Raw genomic sequence first — 24,679 nt, forward strand, 5'->3', positions numbered from 1 at the left:
GGTCGGCTTTTTCTTTTTGAGGAGTTGCCATGATCGTCAAAGCACTGCGGATCGGCCTCGGCGAGGTGATCGTTTTTCTCGACTGGATCAGCCGTCCCGGCAAGCTCAAGCGCGATCCGGCGGCCCAGGCCAGGGTCGAACAGGAAGCTCGCGGGCTGAGCCTGTACCAGTTCCGTGCCTGCCCGTTCTGCGTCAAGACCCGCCGCGCCCTGCACCGTTTGAACGTGCCAGTGGCCCTGCGTGACGCGAAGAACAACGAGCAGGACCGCCAGACCCTGCTCAACGAAGGCGGCAAGATCAAGGTGCCGTGCCTGCGCATCGAAGAAGCCGGCAAGGTCATCTGGATGTATGAGTCCAAGGCGATCATCGAGTACCTGGACAAGCGTTTTTCGGCGGCGTAGTCACCAGCCTCATCGCTGCGGTTCGCCGCGATGAGGCCAGCAGCAGCGACATCAATCCACCATCGGCACATGCCGCGGATGCTCGGCCACTCGCGCCAGCCACTCCCTGACCTTCGGATAGCCCGCCAGGTCGAAGCCGCCCTCATGGGCCACATGGGTGTAGGCATACAACGCCACATCGGCGATCGAATACTGTTCGCCCACCAGATACGGCGTGACCTCCAGTTGCCGCTCCATCACCCTCAACGCCTTGTGCCCGCCCTTGTGCAGCTTGCGGTATTCCTCCAGACGCTCGTCCGGCAACCCCAGGTAGAACTGGATGAACCGCGCCACCGCGATGTAGGGCTCGTGACTGTATTGCTCGAAGAACTGCCACTGCAGCACCTGGGTCCGCAGACGCGGCTCGGACGGCAGGAACTCGCTGCCGTCGGCAAGGAAATTGAGAATCGCATTGGACTCCCACAGGCAGGTGCCATCCTCCAGTTGCAGCACCGGAACCTTGCCATTGGGATTCATCGCCAGGAACTCCGCCGTCTGCGTCTCGCCCTTGAGAATATCCACCGGCTGCCAGGTGTAGGGCCGATCGAGCAAGTGCAGCATCAGCTTGATCTTGTAGCAATTGCCCGACTGGTAATCCCCGTAGACCCTGTACATCGTGTTCCTCCCCCTTTCAACGAACGCGCCGTGACTGTACGGCTAAATGCAATGACTGCTGTACCGCAATCGGCAGCCGGTCGCAAGGTAGTCTGAAAAATCTGCTTACACCCGCACAAGGATTTCACCATGCCCAACGCCACCTCCGCCCAGTTGCGGCCGCTGGCCGACTCTTCACCGTCGGCAGTGGTCGCCGGCTTTATCGCCATGCTTACCGGCTACACCAGCTCGCTGGTGCTGATGTTCCAGGCTGGCCAGGCGGCGGGCCTCAGCAGCGCGCAGATCTCGTCGTGGATCTGGGCGCTGTCCATCGGCATGGCGGTATGCAGCATCGGCCTGTCATTGCGCTACCGCACGCCAGTGACGGTGGCCTGGTCGACCCCCGGAGCCGCGCTGCTGATCACCAGCCTGGGGGGCGTGACCTACGGCGAAGCCATTGGTGCATACATCACCTGCGCGGTGCTGGTCGTGATCTGCGGTCTGACTGGCAGCTTCGAGCGCCTGGTGCGGCGCATTCCCGCGTCGCTGGCCTCGGCGCTGCTGGCCGGGATTCTGTTCAAGATCGGCAGCGAAATTTTCGTCGCCGCGCAACACCGCACCACGCTCGTACTGGGAATGTTCTTCAGTTACCTGCTGATCAAACGGGTTTCACCCCGCTACTCGGTGCTGGCTGCGCTGATCGTGGGCACGGCCCTCTCCGGCGCGCTCGGCCTGCTGGATTTCAGCCACTTCAACCTGGAAGTCGCGACACCGGTGTGGACCACGCCCAGCTTTTCCCTGGCCGCAACCATCAGCATCGGCATCCCGCTGTTCGTGGTAGCCATGACCTCGCAGAACATGCCGGGCGTCGCCGTGCTGCGCGCCGACGGCTACCAGGTGCCGGCTTCGCCACTGATTTCGGTGACAGGATTCGCCTCGTTGCTGCTGGCGCCGTTCGGCGCCCACGGGATCAACCTGGCGGCCATCAGCGCGGCGATCTGCACCGGCCCGCACGCCCATGAAGACCCGAACAAACGCTACACCGCTGCGGTCTGGTGCGGGATCTTCTACGGGATCGCCGGCACCTTCGGCGCCACACTGGCCGCACTGTTCGCCGCACTGCCCAAGGAGCTGGTGCTGTCCATCGCCGCCCTGGCGCTGTTCGGCTCGATCATGAACGGCCTGAGCGTGGCGATGAACGAAGCCAGGGAGCGCGAGGCAGCGCTGATCACCTTTATGGTCACCGCCTCGGGCTTTACCCTGTTCTCCATCGGCTCGGCATTCTGGGGCATCGTCGCCGGGGTACTGACGCTGCTGATCCTCAACTGGCGCAAAGGCGCCTGACAGGCGTTTCCGGCGTCAGATCCGGAAGTGCCCGACCATTCCTTTCAGTTCCGTTCCCAACTGCGCCAGCTCGGTACTCGAGCTGGCGTTGCCCCGCATGGCCAGTGCCGACTGGTCGGCGCTGGTGCGAATCTGCGTGACGCTGCGACTGATTTCCTCGGCCACGGAACTCTGCTGTTCCGCCGCCGCCGCGATCTGCTGGTTCATCTGCTGAATCAGCGATACCGCCGCGGCGATGCTGCCCAGGGCGCTTTCCGTCTGCAGGGCATCGGCCACCGCCAGCTTGACCAGTTCGCCACTGCCCTGAATCTGCGCCACCGACGACTCGGCGTTGGCCCGCAGGCTGCTGACCAGCCGCTCGATTTCCTCGGTGGATTGCTGGGTCCGCCGGGCCAGCGCCCGGACTTCATCCGCCACCACGGCAAAACCACGCCCCTGGTCACCGGCACGAGCCGCTTCGATGGCGGCGTTCAGAGCCAGCAGGTTGGTCTGTTCGGCCACGCTCTTGATCACCTCCAATACCGAGCCGATGTGCTGGATCTCGGCACTCAGGTTCTCGATGCTGTGGCTGGCCGAATCGGCAGCACTGGCCAGGCGCTCGATACGCTGCATGCTCTGGCGCACCACCTGTTGACCGTTCTCCACCTTGCCATCCGCCGACTGCGCGGCCTGGGCCGCTTCCTCGGCATCGCGGGCGACGCTGTGGACCGTGGCAGTCATTTCCTGCATCGCTGTCGCCACCTGGTCGGTCTCGTCCTTCTGGCTGCTGACCTCGCGGTTGGTCTGCTCGGTCACGGCCGACAGCGTATGGGCGCTGCTGGCCAGTTTGTCGATGCCGGCCTGCAGACCGCTGACGATACCGCTCAGACCACTGCCCATCTGCTGCATGGCCAGCATCATCTGGCCGACTTCGTCACGCCGGTCCACGGTGATCTCGCCGCGCAGGTCGCCGGCAGCGATTTCCTGGGCCCGGACGATGACCCGGCGCAACGGCACGACGATCGCGCGGGTAATCAGCACCGCCGCGACAACACCCACCAGCAGGGCCGCCAGGGACGACAGGAAAATCAGCAATGCGTTGCGCTTCAGTTCGGCCTGCATCCCGGCGTCGATAGCGGCGTTGATCTGCTCGACCCGCGCACTCACCTGCCCTGCACGCGCCTGCAACTGCTGACGCAATTGTTGCTCACGGGCCAGCAGATCGGTGTATTCACCCAGTTTTTCGCCGAAGCTGGCGATATGGTTGGTGACCTCGCCCAGCACACTCTGGTAGCCCGGGTCTTCGATGCTGCCCTTGAGCTGCGCGGCCAGCTCCGCCGCCTGATCCGCCTGCTCGATACGCCCCTGACGGACCTCCTCGGCCCCCTTGCGGTTCTGCTCCAGACGCACCCGGGCCTCGTCCATCGCCAGCAGCATCAGCCTTGCCACCTGGGCGACCTGGCCGGCCTGCTCGACGAACTCGGCGCCCTTCTGGCCCTGGGAGTCCTTCAGCGTCCAGGTGCCATCATCGGCCAGTCCCGACTGCAGCACATCGAGGTTGTTGGCAACGCTGGACACCGACCAACTGGCCATGTCCAGTGCCAGCTCCTTCGCCTGGGTCAGTTCGACGAACTCATCGAAGGCTTTGCGGTACGCCTCCAGTGCCGCGCCGACATCACTGGCCGCCAGTTCCGGTGTCTGCGCGGCCTGGGCCGTCAACACCTCGACCCCTTGGCGCAGCGCCTCGGCTTCCTTGGGATCGGAGCGCTGGGCAAAGCGCTGCTCGTGCAGACGCAGGGCAAGCACCGAACCGTTGAACGCGGTCATCTGCTTGAGGCCATCGACACGCTGACCGAGGCCGTACAGCGCGGCGATGCCGATAGCCGCCACCACGGCGGTCAGCAACAGCACCAGGGTGAATCCCAGCCCCAGCTTGCGGGCCATGCCCAGGTTGGCAAAACCACCATTTGCGCCTGACTTCATTGCTCGCTGCCCTCTCGCGCCGACTCTGGAAAACCCATGGGTAAACAAGGGTCAAGAGTGGCAACGGGGCCTGCGGCTGCACAAGACGCTGGCGTCGGAATAATGGCAAAAAGCTAGGCCGCCGTCGTTTTCAGAAAGCTGGAGGTCGTCGCAACGACACTCTGCCCACCGCCTGAAAAAAAGCCTGGGCACGGATGTCCTGGGCATAGGCGACATTGATCCGAAGCCAGTCACTGTCGGCACCCCGGGGGTCAAAAGCGGAGCCCGGCGACAGCAACACGCCTTCGGCCTGGGCGATCTGCTGCAAGCGGGCGGAGTCGACGCCTGGACAACGGGCCCAGACGAACATGCCGCCATAAGGTTCGGCAAACACCTCCCAGCCGCTGGCTTCCAGCAGGCGGAGGGCACTGGCCATGTGTTGGGCCAGGCGCAGTCGCAGGCGCTGCACGCTCTTGCGGTATACCCCACCGGCGAGCAATTGCGCCACGACCTGCTCGGTAAAGCGCGAGGCGCCGATACCGGTGACCATCTTCACCTCGGCCAGGCGTGCGATCAGATCCGGGTCGGCGACCAGATAACCGACCCGCAGCGAACTGCTCAGGGTCTTGGAAAAACTCGCCAGATAGATAACCCGCTGCTGGCTGTCGAGGGTCACCAGGCGGGTCGCCGGGCCTTCCTGGAAGTCGGCGTAGATATCGTCCTCGATGATCCGCAGATCATGTTCTCCAGCCAGCTCCAGCAGACGCTGGGCGGTGCGAGGCGTGAGGCTGGTGCCGGTGGGGTTATGGTAGAGGCTGTTGACGAACAGGTAGCGCGGTCGGTGATGGCGCAGCACGTCGGCCATGACTTCCAGGTCCGGCCCCTGCGGCGTGCGCGGCACCTCCAGCATCTGCACGCCATGCAGACGCAGCAGATTGTAGAGGTTGTAGTAACCGGGGCTTTCCACAAGCACCTCATCACCCGGCTTGAGCAAGGTGCGCACCAGCAGGTCGAGCGCCTGGCTGGCGCCCTGGGTGGTGAGGATCTGTTCCGGCCGGGCCTGTACGCCCAGGACACCGAGGCGCTTGCGTATCTGCTGGCGCAGCGCAGTCAGACCCAGTGGCGGACCGTAGCCGAACAGGTCCTGCTCGGCGCCACGGCTGACCTGGCGGATCGCCAGGGCGATGTCGTCGCTCTGCCGCCAGTTGTCGGGCAGCCAGCCGCAACCCAGCCGAAGCTGGCCTTCCTGATTGCCGCTGAATAACCGCCAACGCCCCTCGACGCCCTCGTCCCACGCGGGCTCTTCGGCGAATGGCCCTTGCCCTTTGCGTTCGCCGACGAAAAACCCGATGCCGTGACGGGCCTCCAGCCAGCCAAGGGATACCAGCCGATCATAGGCCTCGATGGCACAGGACTGGCTGACGCCCTGCTCCCTGGCCATCTGCCGAATCGACGGCAGACGAGTGCCGGGACGCAGGCGCTGGTGTGCGATCCAGCCCTGCAGGCCATCGGCAAGTTGTTGCACCAAAGGCGTCGCCGACTGGCGGTCGAGGGTCAGTTTCATGCTTCAAGTGTTCGCTCTTTTTGGCCGAACAGTTAATCACAAAAGCGTTCGGGCTGTGCCTTTTCGCTCCAGGGCGGCGAGCCGAAAATCGGGCCATCGCCACAAGGAGCCTTTCATGAGCAGCCGCCACACCTCTGCCATCCTCGCCTTCGCGCTGTGCCTGGTGACCTTTGCCGTCAATCTCCAGGCCCCACTCTACACAGCCTACGCGGCACTCTCCGGACAGGGAGCGGCGGCGACGGCAGTGGCTTTTTCCGGCTATGTCGCCGGCGTACTGCCGGTGCTTTTGCTGCTGGGCGGCCTGGCCGACCGGGTCGGGCACAAGGTATTGATCATCACGGCGCTGGGTCTGTCGATGGCGGCAACCATCCTGATGCTGCTTGCCCCCGGCCTTGCCAACCTGGCCTGCGCCCGTGTCCTGCTGGGCATAGGTACCGCCCTGGCCTCTGCCACCGGCACGGCCTATATGTGCGAACTGATGCGAGGCGGCGATAGCCGCGCCGCAGCCAACCGGGTCACTGCCAGCACCTCACTGGGCTTCGGCCTGGGTGCGGCCGCCACCAGCCTGTTCCTGCTGAACGGACCAACGCTGGCCCCCGGAAGCTTCCACCTGCAACTCGGCCTGGCGCTGATAGCGTTGCTGGCGGTATCACGGCTGCCCGATCCGGCGCCGCGCCGTCAGGCCGCACTGTTGCGCCTACCCTTCTACCCTGCGGGCAGCGTGCCCTACGGCCTGGCGATTCTGCTGGCGTGGGCCTGTGTCGGTCTGGTGATCGCATTGATGCCGTCGATCCTGGCTCGGCATCAACTGGCGAACTGGTCGGGCTTGTCGACGTTTTGCGTGATCAGTTGCGGCCTGCTGTTCCAGCCTCTGGCCCGACGCATGGCAGCGGCCCGTGCTACAGGCCTGGGCCTGCTGGTGCTGCCATGCAGCTACGCGCTGCTGGCCTGGGGCGCCCACAGCGGCGTGCTGGCGGCCGTGTTGCTGGGCGCGGTCGGCGCCAGCAGTGCCTGTTACGGTTTCATCTACCTGGGAGGGCTGTCAGCGGTGACCGCACTGGCGGGATCGGAAAAGACCCGCGCCAGTGCCGGCTTCTTCCTGCTGGCCTACCTCGGCTTCAGCCTTCCAGTGATTTTCACCGGGCTGCTTGCCGACCGCTTTGGGCCGGGCACCGCGCTGAGCCTGTTCGGCAGCGTGCTGGTGCTCGGTTGCCTGGGGGTCGCTGAAGGCCTGAGGCGCTCCTGCCGCAGTACCGAGGTCCAGCCTGCAGCAGATATCAAATAGCCGTGGCACCTCCATCTACCGTCAGCGCATGGCCAGTCGTGAAGGCCGCGCCGTCGCTGCACAGGTAGAGCACGGCGCTGGCAATCTCCTCGACCTTGCCGATACGCCCCACCGGATGCATGGCCGCCGCGAATTCGGCCTTGCGCGGATCGGCCTCGTAGGCACGACGGAACATGTCGGTGTCGATCACCGCCGGACACACGGCGTTGACCCGGATCTGCTTTTTCGCATACTCGATGGCGGCGGACTTGGTCAGGCCGATCACCGCATGCTTGGACGCAGCATAGATGCTCATCTTCGGTGCTGCGCCAAGGCCGGCCACCGACGCGGTGTTGACGATCGCGCCACCGCCCTGGGCCAACATCAGCGGTAGTTGATACTTCATGCACAACCAGACGCCCTTGACGTTGACGCCCATGATCGCATCGAATTCGGCTTCGCTGCCCTCGGCCAGACGCCCCTGCTCGATCTCGATGCCGGCGTTGTTGAAGGCATAGTCCAGGCGGCCATAGGTTTCGAGGGTGCGTGCCATCAGTTGCTGCACCTCGGCATCCCTGGTGACGTTGCAGGCAACGAAGATCGCTTCGCCCCCGGCAGCGCGGATCGACTCCACCGTGGCTTCACCACCCGCCGCATCCAGGTCCGCCAACACGACTTTCAGTCCTTCCTGTGCGAATGCCTGCGCCGTGGCCCTGCCAATACCTGCAGCGGCACCGGTGACCAGTGCAACCTGGCCGGAAAACGTCATGCTCATCGATCAGCTCCTGAGACACATGGGATAGTGGCGGGAGTCTAGACAGGCAGGAGAGCCGATGGGCAGCATCATCAAGGTCCCGGTTGATGCTTCATGCAAACAGGTGATTATCACCTGCCAGCCCCATCATTCTTTTGGATGATCGGGTATTCGCTGGAGCCGCCGGGCTTGCCGAGCGCACGCTGAAGGTCTATCACAAAGCTTTTGCCCAACCTTCGCGAGGCCCTCATGACTGCCCAGACCAATCGCCGCTTCCTGCTCGCCAAACGCCCGGTGGGCGCCGTGACCCGGGACGACTTCAGTTTCGAACAGGTACCCGTGGGCGAACCGGCCGAGGGTCAGGTGCTGGTGAAGAATCTTTATCTGTCCCTCGACCCGGCCATGCGCGGCTGGATGAACGAAGGCAAGTCGTACATTCCGCCGGTTGGCCTTGGCCAGGTGATGCGCGCCCTCGGCGTCGGCGAAGTGATCGCCTCGCGCAATCCGAAGTTCGCCGTAGGCGATCACGTCAACGGCGCGCTGGGCGTGCAGGATTACTTCCTGGGCGAGCCCCAGGGCTTCTACAAGGTCGACCCGAAGCTGGTGCCGCTGCCGCGCTACCTGTCGGCGCTGGGCATGACCGGAATGACCGCGTACTTCGCCCTGCTGGATGTCGGCGCGCCCAAGGAGGGCGAAACCGTGGTGATTTCCGGCGCCGCCGGTGCGGTGGGCAGCATTGCCGGCCAAATTGCCAAGATCAAAGGCTGTCGTGTGGTCGGCATCGCCGGCGGCACGCAGAAATGCGCCTACCTGAAGGAAGAACTGGGCTTCGACGGCGTGATCGATTACAAGGCCGAAGACGTGCTGGAAGGCTTGAAACGGGAATGCCCGAAAGGCGTTGATGTGTATTTCGACAACGTGGGCGGCGACATCCTCGACGCCGTGCTCAGCCGCCTGAACTTCAAGGCACGGGTGGTGATCTGCGGTGCCATCAGCCAGTACAACAATAAACAGGCGGTGAAAGGCCCGGCCAACTATCTATCGCTACTGGTCAACCGTGCACGCATGGAAGGTTTCGTGGTGATGGACCATGTCGCGCAGTACGGCGCGGCAGGCCAGGAAATCGCCGGATGGCTGGCAAGCGGCAAGCTCAAGAGCAAGGAAGACGTAGTAGAAGGACTGGAAACCTTCCCCGAGACGCTCTTGAAACTGTTTAGCGGCGAGAACTTCGGCAAGCTGGTGCTGAAGGTCTGAAATGAAAACGGGGCGCCCTTGGGCGCCCCGTCTTGTCGAGCCTGGCCTTAACCGCGGATTTCCGCGACCACTGCTGCCAGCGCCTTGGCCGGGTCGGCCGCCTGGCTGATCGGTCGGCCGATTACCAGGTAATCGGAGCCTGCGTCCAGTGCCTGACGTGGGGTCAGGATACGGCGCTGGTCATCCTGGGCGCTGCCTGCCGGTCGGATCCCCGGCGTCACCAGTTGCAGCGACGGATGCGCAGCCTTCAGCGCCGGCGCTTCCAGGGCAGAACAGACCAGGCCGTCCATCCCGGCCTTTTCCGCCAACGCAGCCAGGCGCAATACCTGCTCCTGAGGTTCGATGTCCAGACCGATACCGGCCAGGTCTTCACGCTCCATGCTGGTCAGCACGGTCACACCGATCAGCAACGGCTGCTGGCCGCTGCGCTTGGCCAGCTCTTCACGGCACGCCGACATCATGCGCAGGCCACCGGAGCAGTGCACGTTGACCATCCACACCCCCATCTCCGCCGCAGCCTTGACCGCCATCGCCGTGGTGTTGGGAATATCGTGGAATTTCAGGTCGAGGAAGACTTCAAAACCCTTGCTGCAGAGTGTCTCGACGATGCCGGAAGCACTGCTGGTGAACAGCTCCTTGCCGACCTTCACCCGGCACAGCGCAGGATCCAGCTGATCCGCCAATTTCAGGGCGGCGTCACGGGTGGGGAAGTCCAGGGCGACAATCAGGGGCGTCTGGCAGACGGACATGGGCAGGGTCTCTTGGCAAGTCGAAAACGGCGCGCATTGTAAACGATGCGGGCACACAACGGGGGCCGATGATCGCGAATCAAACGTGCAGGCCTCACCGAGTGCCGCCCCTATAATTGAACCAACGAAGAAAAGTTTTACTCAAAATGACAAATACGGCGAGTGGTGCCGTGGAGAGGAGAACGTCATGCCCTGGTATGCGTGGTTGATTCTGGTGGTGGCCATCGGTTCGATTGTCGGTGGCCTGATGTTGCTACGAGATACTGCGAAAAAGCTGCCATTGACAGAAGAGCAGCTTAAACGCGTGCATGAGAGAAATGCGGAGATGGATGCCAAGGAGGCGAAGGATCGCTGAGTTTCTTCAGAAAGGCCGATCATCTGGATCGGCCTTCTTTTCCTGCTTCCTGCGCTGCCGATCAGTTGACCGTCAGTTTGTCACGGTTGCGCTCCAGCAGCGCTTTGCCAATGCCCTTGATCTCCAGCAGTTCGTCCACAGAGGCGAATTCGCCGTTTTCTTCTCGATAGGCCACGATCGCCTCGGCTTTTGTCTTGCCGATGCCGCTGAGCTCACGCTGCAGCGTGACTGCGTCCGCTTTGTTCAAGTCCAGGGTCGCCTGCTGGAGCTCGACCACGACAGGAGGCGATACCGGTTGCGTTGTTGCGAAGACAGGACCGGAAAACAGGCCGAAGAAAGCCAGGAACAGGGTTGCGAGGTAGGTATGGCGCATGTAAGAACTCCTTGAACAACGTGATAGAGGGCAGCATTTCCTTGGCTGCACCGGAAAACTAGCCTCCCTGACCGACGCCGACAAGTCAGGAAAATCCGTTATTCCCTACAGAAAAAACTGAAACGCAAAAAATCGCGCGTACCTCGGAGCGACGGCGAATGCCACTAATGTATGCAAGACTGGATAGAGGGGACAGTAAGTGCGGGTACTATTTAGGCCGACGAGATGAAAACCATATAGCTGTTGGTCAACTTCTGTAGTTGCTCACACGATAGCGATCCTTCGTTTGGAAACCAATCGGTGAACCTGCGGTCTCGTTAATTGCTCACCGCCCCATCGCGGGCAACGCAGAACAGGCCTCATCCCGGCAGGCCGCAAACCGTCACTGCACTCGAGAACGCCACAAAACCGAAAGTGTGGTTCAACCGTCAAAGCCTGTAGGAAAAATCATCAATCGATGACCAAGCTTAGGGGAAAAAGTCGAAAACCGGCTTCGCTCCATCCCACGAATTGGATGCCAACGAGCGCACCCAGCGGGTTTCAATGCATGACGGTCATCGCGCAGGCACTTGCAGCAAATCGCCAGCGTGCAAAATGCCACACTAGCATTGTCCCCACGAGGCCAGTAGGATGGCGCCAGAGGAAGGAGCCCCCCCGACGCCTCACCAGGCCTCACAGGCATCATCGACGCAACTAGAGCGGGCATTTGCGCCTACGCCCACGGCGTCATATTGCATCCGCCAGAAAAACAGGATCGAGCGTTCCCTTTAATGCAGAATTACTCAACATCCCCACTGGAAATGGCCAAGAGCTTTTGGCGCAATAAATCACTGATCGTGCAATTGAGCAAACGGGAAGTACTGGATCGTTATCGGGGATCGATTCTGGGCCTCTCATGGTCTTTTTTCAACCCGATCCTGATGCTCATTATCTACACTTTCGTATTTTCCGTCGTATTCAAGGCACGATGGGGAACTTCTGTAGAGGAAAGCAAGTCCGACTTCGCCATCATTCTCTATATCGGCTTGCTGTTACACGGGCTGTTCGCCGAATGCGTCAATCGATCTCCCATCTTGATTACATCCAACGTCAGCTATGTCAAAAAGGTGGTATTCCCGCTTGAGATCCTGCCCTGTGCAGCGTTCCTGTCCGCTTTGTTCCACGCCGCGATCAACTTCGTAGTCCTGCTGATCGCCATGCTGGTGCTCAATCACTCCATTCCCCTGACGGCACTCTGGTTTCCGCTAGTGGTCGCGCCTCTTGTACTCGCTACGCTTGGCTTCAGTTGGCTGATCGCATCGCTCGGTGTCTATCTGCGCGACGTCAGCCAGATAACCGCGATGCTCAGCACCATTCTGCTGTTCATGTCGGGAGTTTTCTTCCCTATCAGCGCGCTGCCTGTCGCTTATCACGAATGGCTGCGCATGAATCCACTCGCGACGATTATCGAACAGAGTCGAAACGTGCTGGCCTTTGGAGTGACGCCAGACTTCAGCGCGCTGGCATGGCTGTATTTATTGGGCACCCTCACTGCGATTTGCGGTTTTGCCTGGTTCCAGAAGACCCGCAAAGGATTTGCCGATGTGCTCTGATATCGCCATTAAAGTAAATGACCTGAGCAAACGCTACGAGGTCTATGAAAAGCCTCACCAGCGCTTGCTGCAGATGCTCAGCCGTGGCCGTCGCAATTATGCCCAGGAATTCTGGGCTGTCAGGAACGTTTCGTTCGAAATCAAGGCGGGCGAGACCGTCGGCATCATCGGCAGCAACGGCTCGGGCAAATCGACGTTGCTGCAGATGCTGTGCGGCACACTCAATCAAACCTCAGGAGAGATTGAAATCCGGGGGCGCGTGGCCGCCCTGCTCGAATTGGGAGCGGGCTTCAACCCTGAGTTCACCGGCCGCGAAAACGTGTACCTCAACGCCGCCATCCTGGGACTGAGCAAAGAGGAAGTCGATCGACAGTTTTCCGCCATAGAAGCCTTTGCAGAAATTGGCGACTTCATTAACCAGCCCGTAAAGACCTACTCTTCGGGCATGTATGTGCGGCTCGCATTTTCGGTGGCAATCCACACGGATCCGAGCATCCTCGTGGTCGACGAAGCGCTATCCGTTGGCGATGCACGTTTTCAGGCCAAATGCCTGGATCGGATCAAGCTGATGAAGGCGTCAGGAGTAAGCATCCTGTTCGTCTCGCATGATGTAGCCGCCGTCCGGACCTTGTGTGACCGGGCCGTCTGGCTCGACAAAGGGCGCGTGCAAGGTATCGGCGACGTTTTCATGATCACGGCACTTTACAACGAGCACCTGTTCAGTGACGCGAAACCGGACTCTGGCGACCTCGCACCAACTGTCGAGCAGCCCGCCGTACCGCAAGTAACGCGCCATCAGCCTATCAACCATTGGGGTTCACACGTCGGCGTCATTCTCAGCGCCAGACTCTTCGGTCGCGACGGCGTGCAGAAAAATGTCTTTGACGAATACGAACCCATGGCAGTCAAGATTCGCTTCAACCCTGCGATTCTGCCTACCTGCGAAGGCCTTTCGGTGTCGTTCTCACTGAAAAACCTGGCCGGCATTGATCTGATCGTTGGCAGCACGTGGAATCTTGGAAAACGGTTCGGCAACGAACACTCGCCTCAGGAAGTTACGTTCGAGCTCGAGAACCCCTTGATCTCGGGAGAATATCTGCTGGTCGCAGCGGTAGAAAACCGCTCTTCCGCCAGCATTCATTACTATGAATATGTGGAAGGTGCCCAATACTTCTCATCCTCATTCCCCAGCAACCCGTTTGGCCAATTCATGCCAAGGATGGCTGTCTCCGTAACGTCAAACACACTCGCCTAGAAGGATGACCTACGCCGTGAAGCCCCCTAGCCAAACATCTCCTCCCGGGAAGGTCAATTCACTGACGTACTGGGACTATCGCTTTTCCAACGATTGGGAAGAGCACCAGGGTCGCGAACAAAGTCGATTCTTCAGCACCATTGCCGCTGAACTCATGCCTGCCTGGCTGCTGGAATATAGCCAAGAGAACGATCCAAGCGTTTGCGACTGGGGCTGCGCCCAAGGCGATGGAACCGCAAGCCTTGCCCAGGTGCTCGGATTCAACAATGTTACCGGCGTCGATTTTTCACCCGAGGCCATCAACAAAGCGCGGGAAGCCTATCCGCAGTACGAATTCGTCTGTGCGGACTTTCTCAAGGAAAAAAAAGGCCGGGTGTGGGACATCGTGTTCTCCTCGAACACCCTTGAACACTTCCACACCCCATGGGCCGTTCTGGAGAAAGTTGCGGAGCGCGCCAGCAAATTCATCGTCCTTTTGCTCCCCTTTCGTGAGCATGATCGGATAGATGAACACTTTTACACTTTCGATTACGATAATATCCCTTTCCTGACCGGTAAATGGGCTCTTGCCCATTGCCGCTCAATCAGCACACAAGATAGAACCCCCAGTTATTGGCCAGGTGAGCAAATTCTCTTGATCTACGCAAACAAGGAAGACACGTTGGAATCCGGACAGACCCTGGATCGGATTGAAATCGAAAGCAATGCGGGCAAGCTGATGAAAGCCAATGAACTCGAAATCCTCCATCAAACCCGCCAGGCGCTCGACCAACTCAGCCGAAGCAAGGAAGAGCTCACTCAGGCAATTTCCGCGCTTAACGCCTCGTCAGAGCGAGAGAAGTCTCTTCAGGAACAGCTGGCGCAACTCGCAGACCAGCATGCTCACCTGCAAAACCAGCATGTGCAAATGCTGAGCAGTCATTCCTGGCAAATCACTGCACCTTTGCGGTTTGCCATACGACTGGCGAAACAAGGCCTGCAACCTCGGGATCGTCTGCTACTCAAGATCATGCTGAAAAACGGCTTCAATCGCCTGCCAATGCCGGCAAGCCTGCGCAACGAAGCCTTCAAGCTCTATCGCAAGCTTCGTGGAGTGCCAACCCCAGTTGTCGGCACCCCGATTCTGGTGGACGAAGTCACGCTTCCGCAGATCAAGCCGCTACCACAACAGGATGGCGTACCCGACTATATTTTCTGGGGCGTGATCGACTGGCACTTCCGCCACCAGCGTCCTCAGCAACTGGCCCAGGCTCTCGCCAAAGCCGGCCGCCGCGTCTTCTATATTTCGGTCAACCTCGTTGACAGCCATGATGCTGGCTTCAACGTCGAGCAACTGGATGAAGCCGGTCGCCTGTTCCAGATCAATCTGTTTGCCAAGGGAGCCCCTGTCGTTTACTACAACCCGGCAGGTGTCGACACCACCCAGCAATTGCGCTCGTCCATTGGCCGCGTGCTTCAATGGGCAAGTTCCGGCTCGCTCGTTTCGGTGATTCAGCACCCATTCTGGTACGAAACCGCCTTCGTTCTGCCTAATAGCAGAGTCATCTACGACTGCATGGATCACCATGAAGGCTTCGGCAACGTTTCGGAAGAAATGCTCGCCATCGAGAAAGCGCTGGTAACGCAGTCCGACCTCACTATCACGACCTCGTCCTGGCTGGATGAGCTGGTAGCGAAGAGCACATCCCGGCGTGCCCTGATCAGAAACGCTGGCGAGTATGAACATTTCGCCAATATTCCTGCGGAACTGCACCAGGATTCCGGATCGAAGAAAATCATTGGATACTACGGTGCTATCGCGGAATGGTTCGACGTTGATCTGGTCGAGGCCATGGCCCAGCGTTTCCCTCAGCACACCATCCTGCTGATCGGGGCCGATACCGTCAACGCGGCCGGTCAGCTCGCCAAGTACACGAATGTCGTGTTCACTGGCGAGAAACCTTACGCCGAACTACCGAAATACCTGCACGCCTTCGACGTCTGCCTGCTGCCGTTCAAGGTGATTCCGCTGACCCTTGCGACCAACCCGGTAAAAGTCTACGAATACCTCAGTGCGGGCAAACCGGTAGTGTCTGTCGGCCTGCCGGAAATTCGACAATTCGACAACCTAGTACATGCGGCAGTGGGCCACGAAGCCTTCATGGACGCCGTAGCTCAGGTACTGAACAATGCCGATACACCTCAGAACGTTCAGCAACGTCAGGCATTCGCTCGTAATCAGACCTGGGCGCACCGTGCCGAGTTGCTGATCGACGAGATCGAGGCACCGACCGAGCAAGGGCCGCGTATCAGTGTGATCGTGGTGACCTACAACAATCTGGAGCTGACCAAGGCATGTCTGCACAGCCTCGACAAGCACTCCAATTACACCAATCTGGAAATCATCGTTGTCGATAACGCTTCCGCCGACGGCTCCCCAGACTATCTGCGCGAATGGGCGGCTGCCGGCAGCAATCGCCGAGTGCTTCTCAATGACGACAACCTGGGCTTTGCGGCAGCCAATAACCAGGGGCTGGCGATCGCAGATGGCGAGTACCTGGTGCTGCTCAACAATGACACCTTCGTAACACCCGGTTGGATCAGTACGCTCTACCGCCATCTGGAACGTGACAACACCCTTGGCATCATCGGCCCGGTCACCAACAACATCGGCAACGAAGCAAGAATCCAGATTCATTATTCCAACATGGAAGAAATGATCGAGGAGTCGCAGAAATACACTCGCATGCACATTGGCAAACTTCACAAGATGCACACTGCAGCATTCTTCTGCGTCATGATGCCGCGCCATATCTATGAAAAAGTCGGCCCGCTGGACGAAGCTTTCGGCCGGGGCTTCTTCGAAGACGATGATTACTGCCGCCGCATCCAGCAGCATGGCCACTCCGTCGCCTGTGCTGAAGACGTGTTCATTCACCACCATCTCTCGGCGTCCTTCAACAAGTTGCGCAGCGCTGACAGGCAGGCATTGTTCGAGCAGAACAAAGCGCTCTACGAAGCCAAATGGGGTACTTGGGTGCCGCACAGCTATCGCTCGGAAGCGAGAAAATAAGCCATGAATTCGCTTGCGCGTTACAACACCCCGGCTTACCGCTCCATCGCCGCATTCGCCATTATTGCTCTGGTGTTTTTCTGGATGGCCTATTATTCGGTGTCGCCCGTCGCGCCGAACGCTCTTCCGGTTCATCATGACGACTACTCCAATTACTCGCTTGGAGCCCGTGCGTTCGAGTGGTCGTGGATACGGCCGCTCTCTACCGGCCTTATCTACCTTCTGTCCTCCATGGGGCCGGATTATCTGATCTGGACGGTACGGTTGTTCACGATTGTCTATGTGTTCTTCGCATGGAAAATCCTCAGCGAAGTGCTGAACATCCGTCAGTACCTGCCAAGTGTGGCGCTGTTCGCAGTCGCGGCGCTTTCTACTCCGATCATTGCCGAGTACGCACGCTATACCGGCATGATCACTCACACCATGTCCGGTTGCCTTGGCCTGGCAGCGGCTTATCTGCTGTTCGTCGACTCTCGAAAGCAGGGTTACAGGTACTTGTACCTGTCCGCAATACTGCTGATCCTGTCGGCACTGGCCAAGGAAGACTTCATCCTCTTCTATGCCTTTACCCTGGCCTATGTTCTGATCAAGAGCGACAAGGCCATTGCGCGACGCGCAGTCGTCGGGGGCGGGGCATTGGTGGCCGCTCTGGTAGCGGTTGCAGGAGCGAAGTTCATCGCGGCATCGAGCTTCCTGGGCGAGACCAACGCCCAGTCTCCCTATTTCATCGATACTTCGCCTACTGGCGTGACCAAGACCGTCGTGCATTACCTGATGGGCGCTTCGCACCCGGCGATGCTTCATCACGGTTACGTGATTCTGGCCGCATTTGTGATTGCAGCGTTGGGCATTCTTTTGATCGGCGTCCGTGATCGCAGCCTGCCTCGCGCGATCTATCCAATCGGCGCCGGCCTGGCGATCATGGCGCCCTACTCGGTACTGCCCAACCACGTCAACGCGTATTACGAGATCATCTGGACCCCCTTCATTCTCGGTGGGGCGTTCATCGCCTTGCTCGAGTTGAGCAAGAGAACCTCAGCCGCACGCCAGGGAGCCATTGGCCTCGCCACACTGGCCATTCTTGCCGTGGTGCTCTACAGCACAGACACACCAGGGCGCAAAAGTGTTGCAGCCTGGTATGACAACGTCGCTGCGGCAAACCGCCAGTCCTTCGATCTTCTGGCCAATCACAAGACCGCCATCAACGCATCGCCGGTAACCTGCATTGCTGGCGCCAGTCCTTTCTCGCCCTGGTACATGCACGGTGGAAACTACCTTTCGTACGTACTGGATCTGCGAACCGTGTGGCACGTTTCCATGGACCCTGCCTCGCCTTACTACCCAGGCATGCAGCAGGGCGCTGCAGCATCCAACGGCACTGTTGTCATCGAACCAGACGCACCAAGCGCCGACTGCCTGACCATTACGCTTGGAGCCAATTCATAAATGAAGACACTGGATGAGCTGTTCGTCGGCAAGCACAATAACCTTACGTTTATCCGATTGATCGCGGCCTTGGCAGTCATCTACGGGCACACCAATGCGATTGTGGCCAGCGCGGGCCCAGACTGGGTTACCCGGACAACCAATTATGCGTTCGCCGGCGGCGTCGCCGTGGACCTGTTTTTCCTTATCAGCGGTTTTCTGGTCACGGCCAGCATCCTCAAGGGCGGAGCCGTTAATTATGTAGTGGCACGTGTGCTACGGATATTTCCCGCCTTGTGGGTCAACCTGATATTGGTGGTCTTCGTTCTTGGCACCATAGCCACTACGCTGCCCGCAGCGCAGTACCTGACTCACGGAGAAACCTGGACCTACTTCACCAACCTGGCGCTTGCCTACCAAGGTGCGTTCTTCTTGCCCGGCGTGTTCACCGAAAACCACAACCAGGCAATCAATGGCTCTATCTGGTCGGTCCTTATTGAAGTCTGGCTGTACATCGCACTCCTGGCGGTCTATCTATTTGGCCTGCTACGCAGTCGGGCCGTGTACAATACGGTGTTCTTCGTAGCCATTGTGGCCGGGTGGAGCAACTATGCCGAATTGACGGCGTACCTCGGCAACAACACTACAATGGTCCATGTCTGCCTGTTCTTCTACATCGGTTCGTTTCTTTACATGAACCGAATGCACATACCCGTCAGCCCCTACTACTTGCTGATCGCCCTGTTCCTGGCGGCCATCACGCTGAACACTGACCGTTTTGTGTATTCCTATATTCTGGTGCTCGTCACTTTCTTCTGCACCGTCAGCTTCCTGAAGCAGTTTGCCTGGATGGATCGCTTTGGCGATTACTCTTACGGCGTCTATCTCTACGGCTGGCCCGCTCAGCAATTGGTGGCCTGGCTGTTCCCGGATTTCTCCGGAATCCAGAACTGCCTGGCATCCAGCACTCTGGCGCTGATCTGCGGGGTCTTGTCGTGGCACTTGGTGGAAAAACGAGCCATGCGGCTCAAGCGTGTATTCTGGCGTAAACCCGCCGCTGTACCGCCCACTCCGGCCCCAGTTCCCCAACACGCCACCCCATGATACCGTTATGCAAAATTCGCTGCCCGGCGACCATTTAAATTTCTGAAGTTCATAATAATTCGTCGGGTACATCCAGCGTCACGCTCAAAACGAAATCGTCGACCTGGGAACAGGTCGACGTTGGTGCGTTTCGAAGGTCAGGCAACGCACGTTATAAGGAGTATTCCGTTTTGCTAAGTTTAATCATTCCCGTTTATAAGAATGAGGGATCGCTACCTGACCTTCTTGCGGCGGTGAGCAAGCTGAATGACGACGTGTCGGAGGAGTTCGAAGCGGTGTTCGTGGTGGATGGCAGCCCTGACCGCTGCTACGAAATCCTCCGCGAGCAGCTTCCCCGCCAGCACTTTTCCTCGCAACTGGTCTTGCTGACCCGCAACTTCGGCTCATTTCCTGCCATTCGAATGGGCCTTCAGAAAGCCAGGGGTGAACGCTTCGCGGTCATGGCCGCAGATCTGCAGGAGCCGCCAGAACTGGTGCTAGAGATGAATGATGCATTGCTGACCGGCGAGCATGATGTGGTCCTTGGCGTCCGTGAAGGGCGCGACGATCCATTTTTGTCCCGTTTGGCTGCCAAAACGTTCTGGGGACTGTACCGCCGTTACGTCGTTGCAGAAATTCCCGAAGGTGGGGTTGACGTTTTCGGATGCAACAAAGCGTTTCGTGACACGTTGCTGACGCTCGATGAGCGCCACAGTTCGTTGATTGCTCAAGTGTTCTGGCTGGGGTATCGCCGCAAGACCATTACCTACTCTCGACTGAAACGCCAACATGGCCAATCGGCCTGGACGTTTTCCAAGAAATTCAACTACATGATGGACAGCATCTTTGCGTTTACAGACCTGCCCATCAGGATATTGACTCGCTTGGGCGCCGCGACCACGATCGTGGCTGCGGCTTTTGGTATCGTGGTGGCCATTGCTCGACTACTCGGGCTCATCACCGTGTCTGGGTATGCGATGACCATCAACGTCATCGTTTTCCTCGGCGCGGCAAACTTGCTGGGCCTCGGCATTGTTGGCTCCTACGCCTGGCGAACCTACGAAAATACCAAGACTCGCCCAATCGCCATCGCATTGAGAACAGAGACGTTCAACCATGAAGAGTGAACAGGCGAACTATTTCCTGCACCCCGCAAGCCTGTGCGACAGCAGTGACATTGGTGCCAATACGACCATCTCGGCATTTACCAGGATTCATGCAGGATCACGCATCGGCCAGGACTGTAAAATCAGCGAAAGTGTGTTGATTGAGGATGATGTCGTTCTAGGCGATCGCGTCACGATCAAGAATGGTGTCCAGCTATGGTCCGGCACCCTGGTCGCCGATGATGCGTATATCGGTCCGAACGCCACCTTCTCGCAGGAACCTGCAGGTGCGACCTCTTCTGCGGCAGCATCCGCAACCACTACTGTGCGGCAGCATGCTTTCGTCGGGGCCAATGCCACCATCCACGCCGGTATTACCCTGGGCGAAAATTCGGTCGTCACGGCAGGGGCGGTTGTCGAGCGCTCTGTTCCCCCCTTCGCGATCGTCTCCGGCAATCCAGCAAAAATCGTTGGCTACGCCAATGCCCGCTCCTCCGATGTCAGCGTTAATGCCACCCGCTCGGCGGAGCCCGGAGTCGTCAACACGCGTGTCAAAGGGGTAACGCTGCATACCTTCAAAGCCGTTACCGACCTGCGCGGCAGCCTTTCAGTCGGCGAGTTTCCCGGCGACATACCGTTTGAACCCAAACGTTACTTCCTGGTCTACGATGTCCCCACTGCAGATACCCGGGGTGAGCATGCACACCACCGATGCCATCAGTTTCTGATAGCGGTCAAGGGTAGCATCAGTGTGGTGGTCGATGACGGCAGGGTCCGCGAGGAAGTGACTCTGGACAAACCGGAACTCGGGTTGTACCTGCCCCCCATGACATGGGGCATCCAGTACAAATACTCAAGCGATGCGGTGCTGCTGGTCTTCGCCTCCGATCTGTACGACGCGACCGATTATATTCGCGACTACAGCGAATTCTCACGGCTTACCGCATCCAATACGAGCAGTTGCGCATGAGCCGGCAACACCTCTCCATTGAGTCTGCCAAGTTTCTTGTCTGCGGTGCGCTGAACACTGCGTTGACGTATGCAATCTACTACTGCCTTCAGTTGATACTGTCTTATCAGATCGCCTATGCCTCGGCATATGTTGCAGGCATCGTTTTTTCCTACTGGCTGAATTCGACCTTCGTCTTCAAGACCCCCATGACCTGGCGGGGCCTGCTGGCCTACCCCGTGGTTTACCTGGTGCAGTACCTGCTTTCCGCGGTATTGCTGGGCCTCCTTGTCGAACAGCTTGATTTACCCAAAGAACTCGCTCCATTGGTCGTTATTGTCATCAGTATTCCCCTGACCTTCGTGATGACACGCTGGATACTGCGCCGACCATGAACAACACCCAGAATAGGCATTTGTAATGAAGATTATCTGCACGGTCGGTACCCGCCCCGAAGCAATCAAAATGGCTCCGGTCATTCTCGAGCTCAAAAAACAACCTTGGGCACAGGTACGGGTCCTCGCTACGGCGCAACATCGCGAAATGCTGGATCAGGTCATGGCATTTTTCGACATCAAGCCCGATATCGACCTCAACATCATGAAGCCCAATCAGAACCTTACGGAGCTCACGGCACGCCTGCTGCTGGAGCTCGACAAGGTCTTGGTCGACGAGCAACCGGACGTCGTTCTCGCACAAGGTGATACCACCACTGTTTTCGCGATGGCGCTTGCCTGTTTCTACAGACGTATTCCGTTCGGCCACGTCGAAGCGGGTTTGCGCACATGGGATATGCAGAACCCCTTCCCGGAAGAAGCCAATCGGGTACTGGCAGGTCGGCTTACTCGCTGGCACTTCGCGCCAACACAGAGCTCAAGTGATAACCTGTTGCGCGAAGGCATTCCTGCGCAAGATATCTATGTAACGGGCAACACCGTCATCGATGCACTGTTGATGACCGCCAGCAAAGAGCTGGAAATTGGCGTGAAAACCGATGACAGCAAGCGCTTGGTACTGGTCACCTCGCACCGCCGCGAGAACTTTGGCGAGCCATTCAAGAATATCTGTCAAGCACTCAAGGAACTGGCCGAACGTAATCCGGATATCCAGATTCTCTATCCTGTTCATCCCAATCCAAACGTAAAGGATGTCGCTCACGCGATGTTGGGCGGTATCGACAACATCGTTCTGTGCCAACCTCTGGATTACGCACCCTTCATCGCCGCGATGAAAAAAGCCTATCTGATCATCAGTGACTCGGGAGGCGTGCAGGAGGAAGCCCCTGCCCTCGGTGTTCCGGTCCTGGTTCTGCGGGATGAGACCGAGCGCCCTGAGGCCGTGGACATCGGCGTGGTCAAACTGGTCGGCCCGAACAAGGATCGAATCCTTGGCGAGGCGCAAACGCTCCTTGACGATCCTGAGGCTTACAAGGCAATGGCACGGGGCGTCTCCCCTTACGGCGACGGCAAAGGCGCAGAACGTATCGTTGAAGTACTGAAGAAGCATTTCGCCTGATGCAGTTGATCTATCTATCCCCGGTACCCTGGAGCAGCTTTTCCCAACGCCCGCAGAAATTCGCTCGTTGGTTTCATCAGGTCACCCAAGGTGATGTACTGTGGATAGATCCCTACCCGAGTCGTTTACCACGCCTGAGCGACCTTGCTCACAGGCGTGGGAACGACGCGGGTGTCGAGGCCCTTGAACCCTGGGTAAAGGTTGAGCGGCCTCGTGCTCTCCCCATAGAACCACTCCCCTTCTCGGGACTGGTCAACCACCGGCTGTTCTGGTCACCCCTGATCCAGACGGCCAAGCGCTTCGCTCAAAAGCGCAAGACATTGATAGTCGTTGGAAAGCCGTCGGAACTCGCGCTCAGGCTGGCACGGGCACTGCCCGAATGCGAGATGGTCTACGACGCAATGGACGATTTCCCTGCTTTCTTTTCAGGGCTTTCTCGCGTCTCCATGCAGCAGCGTGAGAAAAAGGTGGGGGCACTGGCCACTATGATCATGACCTCGTCGACTTTATTACTGGAAAGATGGCGTGCCCGGCACCACGATGTGCGCTTCGTGGCCAATGCGCTGGATGCCCAGGCAATGCCGGCCCCTCTCGATCTTGCGCCCCGCGACACAGGAAAGGTATTTGGCTATATCGGCACGGTTGGAAGATGGTTCGACTGGCAATGGATCATACAGCTTGCCAGTGCGCGCCCTGCGGACACGGTGATGATTGTCGGCCCATTGAGCCACAGATATTCAGGCGCCTTACCAGCCAATGTGACAATACGGCCCGCCTGTAGCCATCGAGACGCACTTGCCCTGATGCTGACTTTCGATGTCGCCCTTATACCCTTTCGACAAACTCCGCTTACCGCAAGCGTAGATCCGATCAAATACTATGAATATGTCGCGGCCGGCCTGCCAGTGATGTCTACCCGGTTCGGCGAGATGTGTTATCGAAGCAGCGAGCCGGGTGTTTACCTTTGCGATATTGGCGACTCCATACTGGAGGCGTCAAATCACGCACTCAGCTACAGCCCGACCCCGGCCTTCATCGAAGACTTCAAAGCGAAAAACGGGTGGCACGCCCGCTTCGAAAGTGCGGATCTTCCGGGAATAAAGAACCAACCTCAATAAAGGTTGAACAGCAAGAGAGCGAACAGAAAGGCTCGATCTTTCGCAGAACGCCGAAGATGACGAATGTTGGCCAACAACGTCCAACGACCGGGCAAGTTCTTTTCGCCGAAAAGCCCTTGGCCGGCTAATAATGGACTCACCAACTGATGGATCCTGCCTATTTCGGCGCGATACCATCCCTCTCTCACCAGCTGAAGTCGCTTCCACAAGGCATGCCATCCTTTGTTGGCCCCTACCTGATTTTGCTCATGCTGCCGGTAACGCAGCACCGGATGCGGGTCGATGAACCATGTCCATCCCGCAGCACGCGTCCAGGCGTAGACAAGCCAATCGTGCAATGCCACGTTATTGATTGCCTGCCAATGTGCTTCGAGAAAAGACTTGAGTCCTTCCGCCACAGGGCGACTCAGCATGTAAGTGCAACCCGGCCCGGCAGCTTCGAACAGGTAGTCATATCGACGCTGAGGAAACGCCTTGTTGATCAGGCAAGTACGGCCATCTGGCCAGAATGCGGAGACGTTCGCTGAATAGGCCTGAGCTGCTCCCTGGCTGATGACCGAGTGGCCAGCATACAGCTTGTCGGCATGCCAGATATCATCCTGATCAGCAAATGCGACGTAATCAAACGGCGCAAGATCGACATCCCGAACCAGACGGAAGAAGTTCTTCGCAGCCCCCCCGAAAACGCCCGAAGGGAGAAGTTTCAAGCAAGGACAGGCCTTGGCGTAGTTCTCCAACCACGCCTCTGTACCATCAGTGGAAACATCAACGCTGACAAAAATGCTGACCTTTACGCCCTGCTGTTTGCGGATCGACTCCAACTGTTCCGGCAACCACTGCATGCCGTTCCATACCGCCAGCAACACTGCAACCTCCGGTTCATTCAAGCCTGACCTGCTCGTCGTTTCCAAGGTACCGTTACTCCCCGCAAGCTGCGCGATCTTTGTCAGAA

At 58.9% G+C, this 24,679-nt stretch carries 21 protein-coding genes and 2 pseudogenes; 15 read left to right on the plus strand and 8 right to left on the minus strand.

The features are described from left to right. Positions 1-29: 29 nt before the first annotated feature. Positions 30-401: a glutathione S-transferase N-terminal domain-containing protein gene (locus tag AC05QJ_RS24070; RefSeq protein WP_476743747.1), complete on the plus strand. Its 372-nt coding sequence runs from the start codon at positions 30-32 to the stop codon at positions 399-401. Positions 402-452: 51 nt separating this feature from the next. Here AC05QJ_RS24070 and AC05QJ_RS24075 read toward each other — a convergent pair whose 3' ends face one another. Beyond that, positions 453-1,055 (minus strand): glutathione S-transferase family protein, encoded by a 603-nt coding sequence (locus tag AC05QJ_RS24075; RefSeq protein WP_476743748.1) that lies wholly within the window; start codon positions 1,053-1,055, stop codon positions 453-455. Between the two features lie 129 nt (positions 1,056-1,184). Here AC05QJ_RS24075 and AC05QJ_RS24080 point away from each other — a divergent pair, with 129 nt between their 5' ends. Beyond that, a complete protein-coding gene (locus AC05QJ_RS24080) occupies positions 1,185-2,378 on the plus strand; it encodes a benzoate/H(+) symporter BenE family transporter (protein WP_476743749.1) in 1,194 nt (397 codons plus the stop codon). A 15-nt stretch (positions 2,379-2,393) separates the two neighbouring features. On the opposite strand, the pseudogene AC05QJ_RS24085 reads toward AC05QJ_RS24080, so the two are convergent. The 3 genes and pseudogenes from AC05QJ_RS24085 to AC05QJ_RS24095 all read right to left on the minus strand — a co-directional run. Continuing rightward, positions 2,394-2,876 (minus strand): annotated as a pseudogene (locus AC05QJ_RS24085) (methyl-accepting chemotaxis protein); the annotation flags it as partial. Between the two features lie 429 nt (positions 2,877-3,305). Next, a pseudogene (locus tag AC05QJ_RS24090) lies at positions 3,306-4,340 on the minus strand (methyl-accepting chemotaxis protein); the annotation flags it as partial. 130 nt (positions 4,341-4,470) lie between these two features. Next, complete coding sequence (locus tag AC05QJ_RS24095) at positions 4,471-5,883, minus strand: aminotransferase-like domain-containing protein (protein ID WP_476743750.1); 1,413 nt, start codon at positions 5,881-5,883, stop codon at positions 4,471-4,473. Between the two features lie 115 nt (positions 5,884-5,998). Here AC05QJ_RS24095 and AC05QJ_RS24100 point away from each other — a divergent pair, with 115 nt between their 5' ends. Continuing rightward, positions 5,999-7,168, plus strand: coding sequence for an MFS transporter (locus AC05QJ_RS24100; protein WP_476743751.1), 1,170 nt, complete (start codon positions 5,999-6,001; stop codon positions 7,166-7,168). Here AC05QJ_RS24100 and AC05QJ_RS24105 read toward each other — a convergent pair. Next, positions 7,161-7,922: an SDR family oxidoreductase gene (locus AC05QJ_RS24105; protein ID WP_476743752.1), complete on the minus strand. Its 762-nt coding sequence runs from the start codon at positions 7,920-7,922 to the stop codon at positions 7,161-7,163. The two genes, AC05QJ_RS24100 and AC05QJ_RS24105, sit on opposite strands and share 8 nt — an antisense overlap. Positions 7,923-8,150: 228 nt before the next feature. Between AC05QJ_RS24105 and AC05QJ_RS24110 the strand changes: the two genes are divergently transcribed. Then, positions 8,151-9,155: an NADP-dependent oxidoreductase gene (locus AC05QJ_RS24110; RefSeq protein WP_476743753.1), complete on the plus strand. Its 1,005-nt coding sequence runs from the start codon at positions 8,151-8,153 to the stop codon at positions 9,153-9,155. Between the two features lie 47 nt (positions 9,156-9,202). Here AC05QJ_RS24110 and pyrF read toward each other — a convergent pair whose 3' ends face one another. Further along, positions 9,203-9,904 (minus strand): orotidine-5'-phosphate decarboxylase, encoded by a 702-nt coding sequence (gene pyrF, locus AC05QJ_RS24115; RefSeq protein ID WP_476743754.1) that lies wholly within the window; start codon positions 9,902-9,904, stop codon positions 9,203-9,205. 187 nt (positions 9,905-10,091) lie between these two features. Between pyrF and AC05QJ_RS24120 the strand changes: the two genes are divergently transcribed. Then, positions 10,092-10,259, plus strand: a complete 168-nt coding sequence (locus tag AC05QJ_RS24120; RefSeq protein WP_476743755.1) for a DUF2897 family protein — start codon at positions 10,092-10,094, stop codon at positions 10,257-10,259. A gap of 61 nt (positions 10,260-10,320) precedes the next feature. On the opposite strand, the gene AC05QJ_RS24125 is transcribed toward AC05QJ_RS24120, so the two are convergent. Next, positions 10,321-10,632: a ComEA family DNA-binding protein gene (locus tag AC05QJ_RS24125; RefSeq protein ID WP_476743756.1), complete on the minus strand. Its 312-nt coding sequence runs from the start codon at positions 10,630-10,632 to the stop codon at positions 10,321-10,323. A gap of 800 nt (positions 10,633-11,432) precedes the next feature. On the opposite strand from AC05QJ_RS24125, the gene AC05QJ_RS24130 reads away from it, so the two are divergent. The 10 genes from AC05QJ_RS24130 to AC05QJ_RS24175 all read left to right on the plus strand — a co-directional run bounded on the left by AC05QJ_RS24130 (position 11,433) and on the right by AC05QJ_RS24175 (position 23,727). After that, the gene (locus tag AC05QJ_RS24130; RefSeq protein WP_476743757.1) at positions 11,433-12,224 is read left to right on the plus strand and encodes an ABC transporter permease; all 792 of its coding nucleotides are present in this window, start codon (positions 11,433-11,435) and stop codon (positions 12,222-12,224) included. After that, positions 12,214-13,479 carry an ABC transporter ATP-binding protein gene (locus AC05QJ_RS24135; protein ID WP_476743758.1) on the plus strand — a complete coding sequence of 422 codons (1,266 nt, stop codon included), beginning with the start codon at positions 12,214-12,216 and terminating at the stop codon, positions 13,477-13,479. The genes AC05QJ_RS24130 and AC05QJ_RS24135 overlap by 11 nt, the downstream gene beginning before the upstream one ends. 16 nt (positions 13,480-13,495) lie before the next feature. Continuing rightward, positions 13,496-16,531, plus strand: a complete 3,036-nt coding sequence (locus tag AC05QJ_RS24140) for a glycosyltransferase (RefSeq protein ID WP_476743759.1) — start codon at positions 13,496-13,498, stop codon at positions 16,529-16,531. Between the two features lie 3 nt (positions 16,532-16,534). Continuing rightward, on the plus strand, positions 16,535-17,977 hold the full coding sequence (locus tag AC05QJ_RS24145; protein ID WP_476743760.1) for a hypothetical protein: 1,443 nt from the start codon (positions 16,535-16,537) through the stop codon (positions 17,975-17,977). Beyond that, positions 17,978-19,060 carry an acyltransferase family protein gene (locus tag AC05QJ_RS24150; protein ID WP_476743761.1) on the plus strand — a complete coding sequence of 361 codons (1,083 nt, stop codon included), beginning with the start codon at positions 17,978-17,980 and terminating at the stop codon, positions 19,058-19,060. Positions 19,061-19,230: 170 nt separating this feature from the next. Next, on the plus strand, positions 19,231-20,166 hold the full coding sequence (locus AC05QJ_RS24155) for a glycosyltransferase family 2 protein (protein ID WP_476743762.1): 936 nt from the start codon (positions 19,231-19,233) through the stop codon (positions 20,164-20,166). Continuing rightward, on the plus strand, positions 20,156-21,115 hold the full coding sequence (locus AC05QJ_RS24160) for a WxcM-like domain-containing protein (RefSeq protein WP_476743763.1): 960 nt from the start codon (positions 20,156-20,158) through the stop codon (positions 21,113-21,115). Before AC05QJ_RS24155 ends, AC05QJ_RS24160 begins: the two co-directional genes overlap by 11 nt. Further along, entirely contained in the window at positions 21,112-21,489 is a 378-nt protein-coding gene (locus tag AC05QJ_RS24165) for a GtrA family protein (protein ID WP_476743764.1), read from the plus strand. Before AC05QJ_RS24160 ends, AC05QJ_RS24165 begins: the two co-directional genes overlap by 4 nt. A gap of 25 nt (positions 21,490-21,514) precedes the next feature. Beyond that, positions 21,515-22,609, plus strand: a complete 1,095-nt coding sequence (wecB, locus tag AC05QJ_RS24170; protein WP_476743765.1) for a non-hydrolyzing UDP-N-acetylglucosamine 2-epimerase — start codon at positions 21,515-21,517, stop codon at positions 22,607-22,609. After that, positions 22,609-23,727, plus strand: coding sequence for a glycosyltransferase family protein (locus tag AC05QJ_RS24175; RefSeq protein WP_476743766.1), 1,119 nt, complete (start codon positions 22,609-22,611; stop codon positions 23,725-23,727). Before wecB ends, AC05QJ_RS24175 begins: the two co-directional genes overlap by 1 nt. On the opposite strand, the gene AC05QJ_RS24180 is transcribed toward AC05QJ_RS24175, so the two are convergent. Then, on the minus strand, positions 23,721-24,614 hold the full coding sequence (locus tag AC05QJ_RS24180; protein WP_476743767.1) for a glycosyltransferase: 894 nt from the start codon (positions 24,612-24,614) through the stop codon (positions 23,721-23,723). The two genes, AC05QJ_RS24175 and AC05QJ_RS24180, sit on opposite strands and share 7 nt — an antisense overlap. Positions 24,615-24,679 lie beyond the last annotated feature (65 nt).

Source organism: Pseudomonas sp. TUM25319, assembly GCF_056388475.1.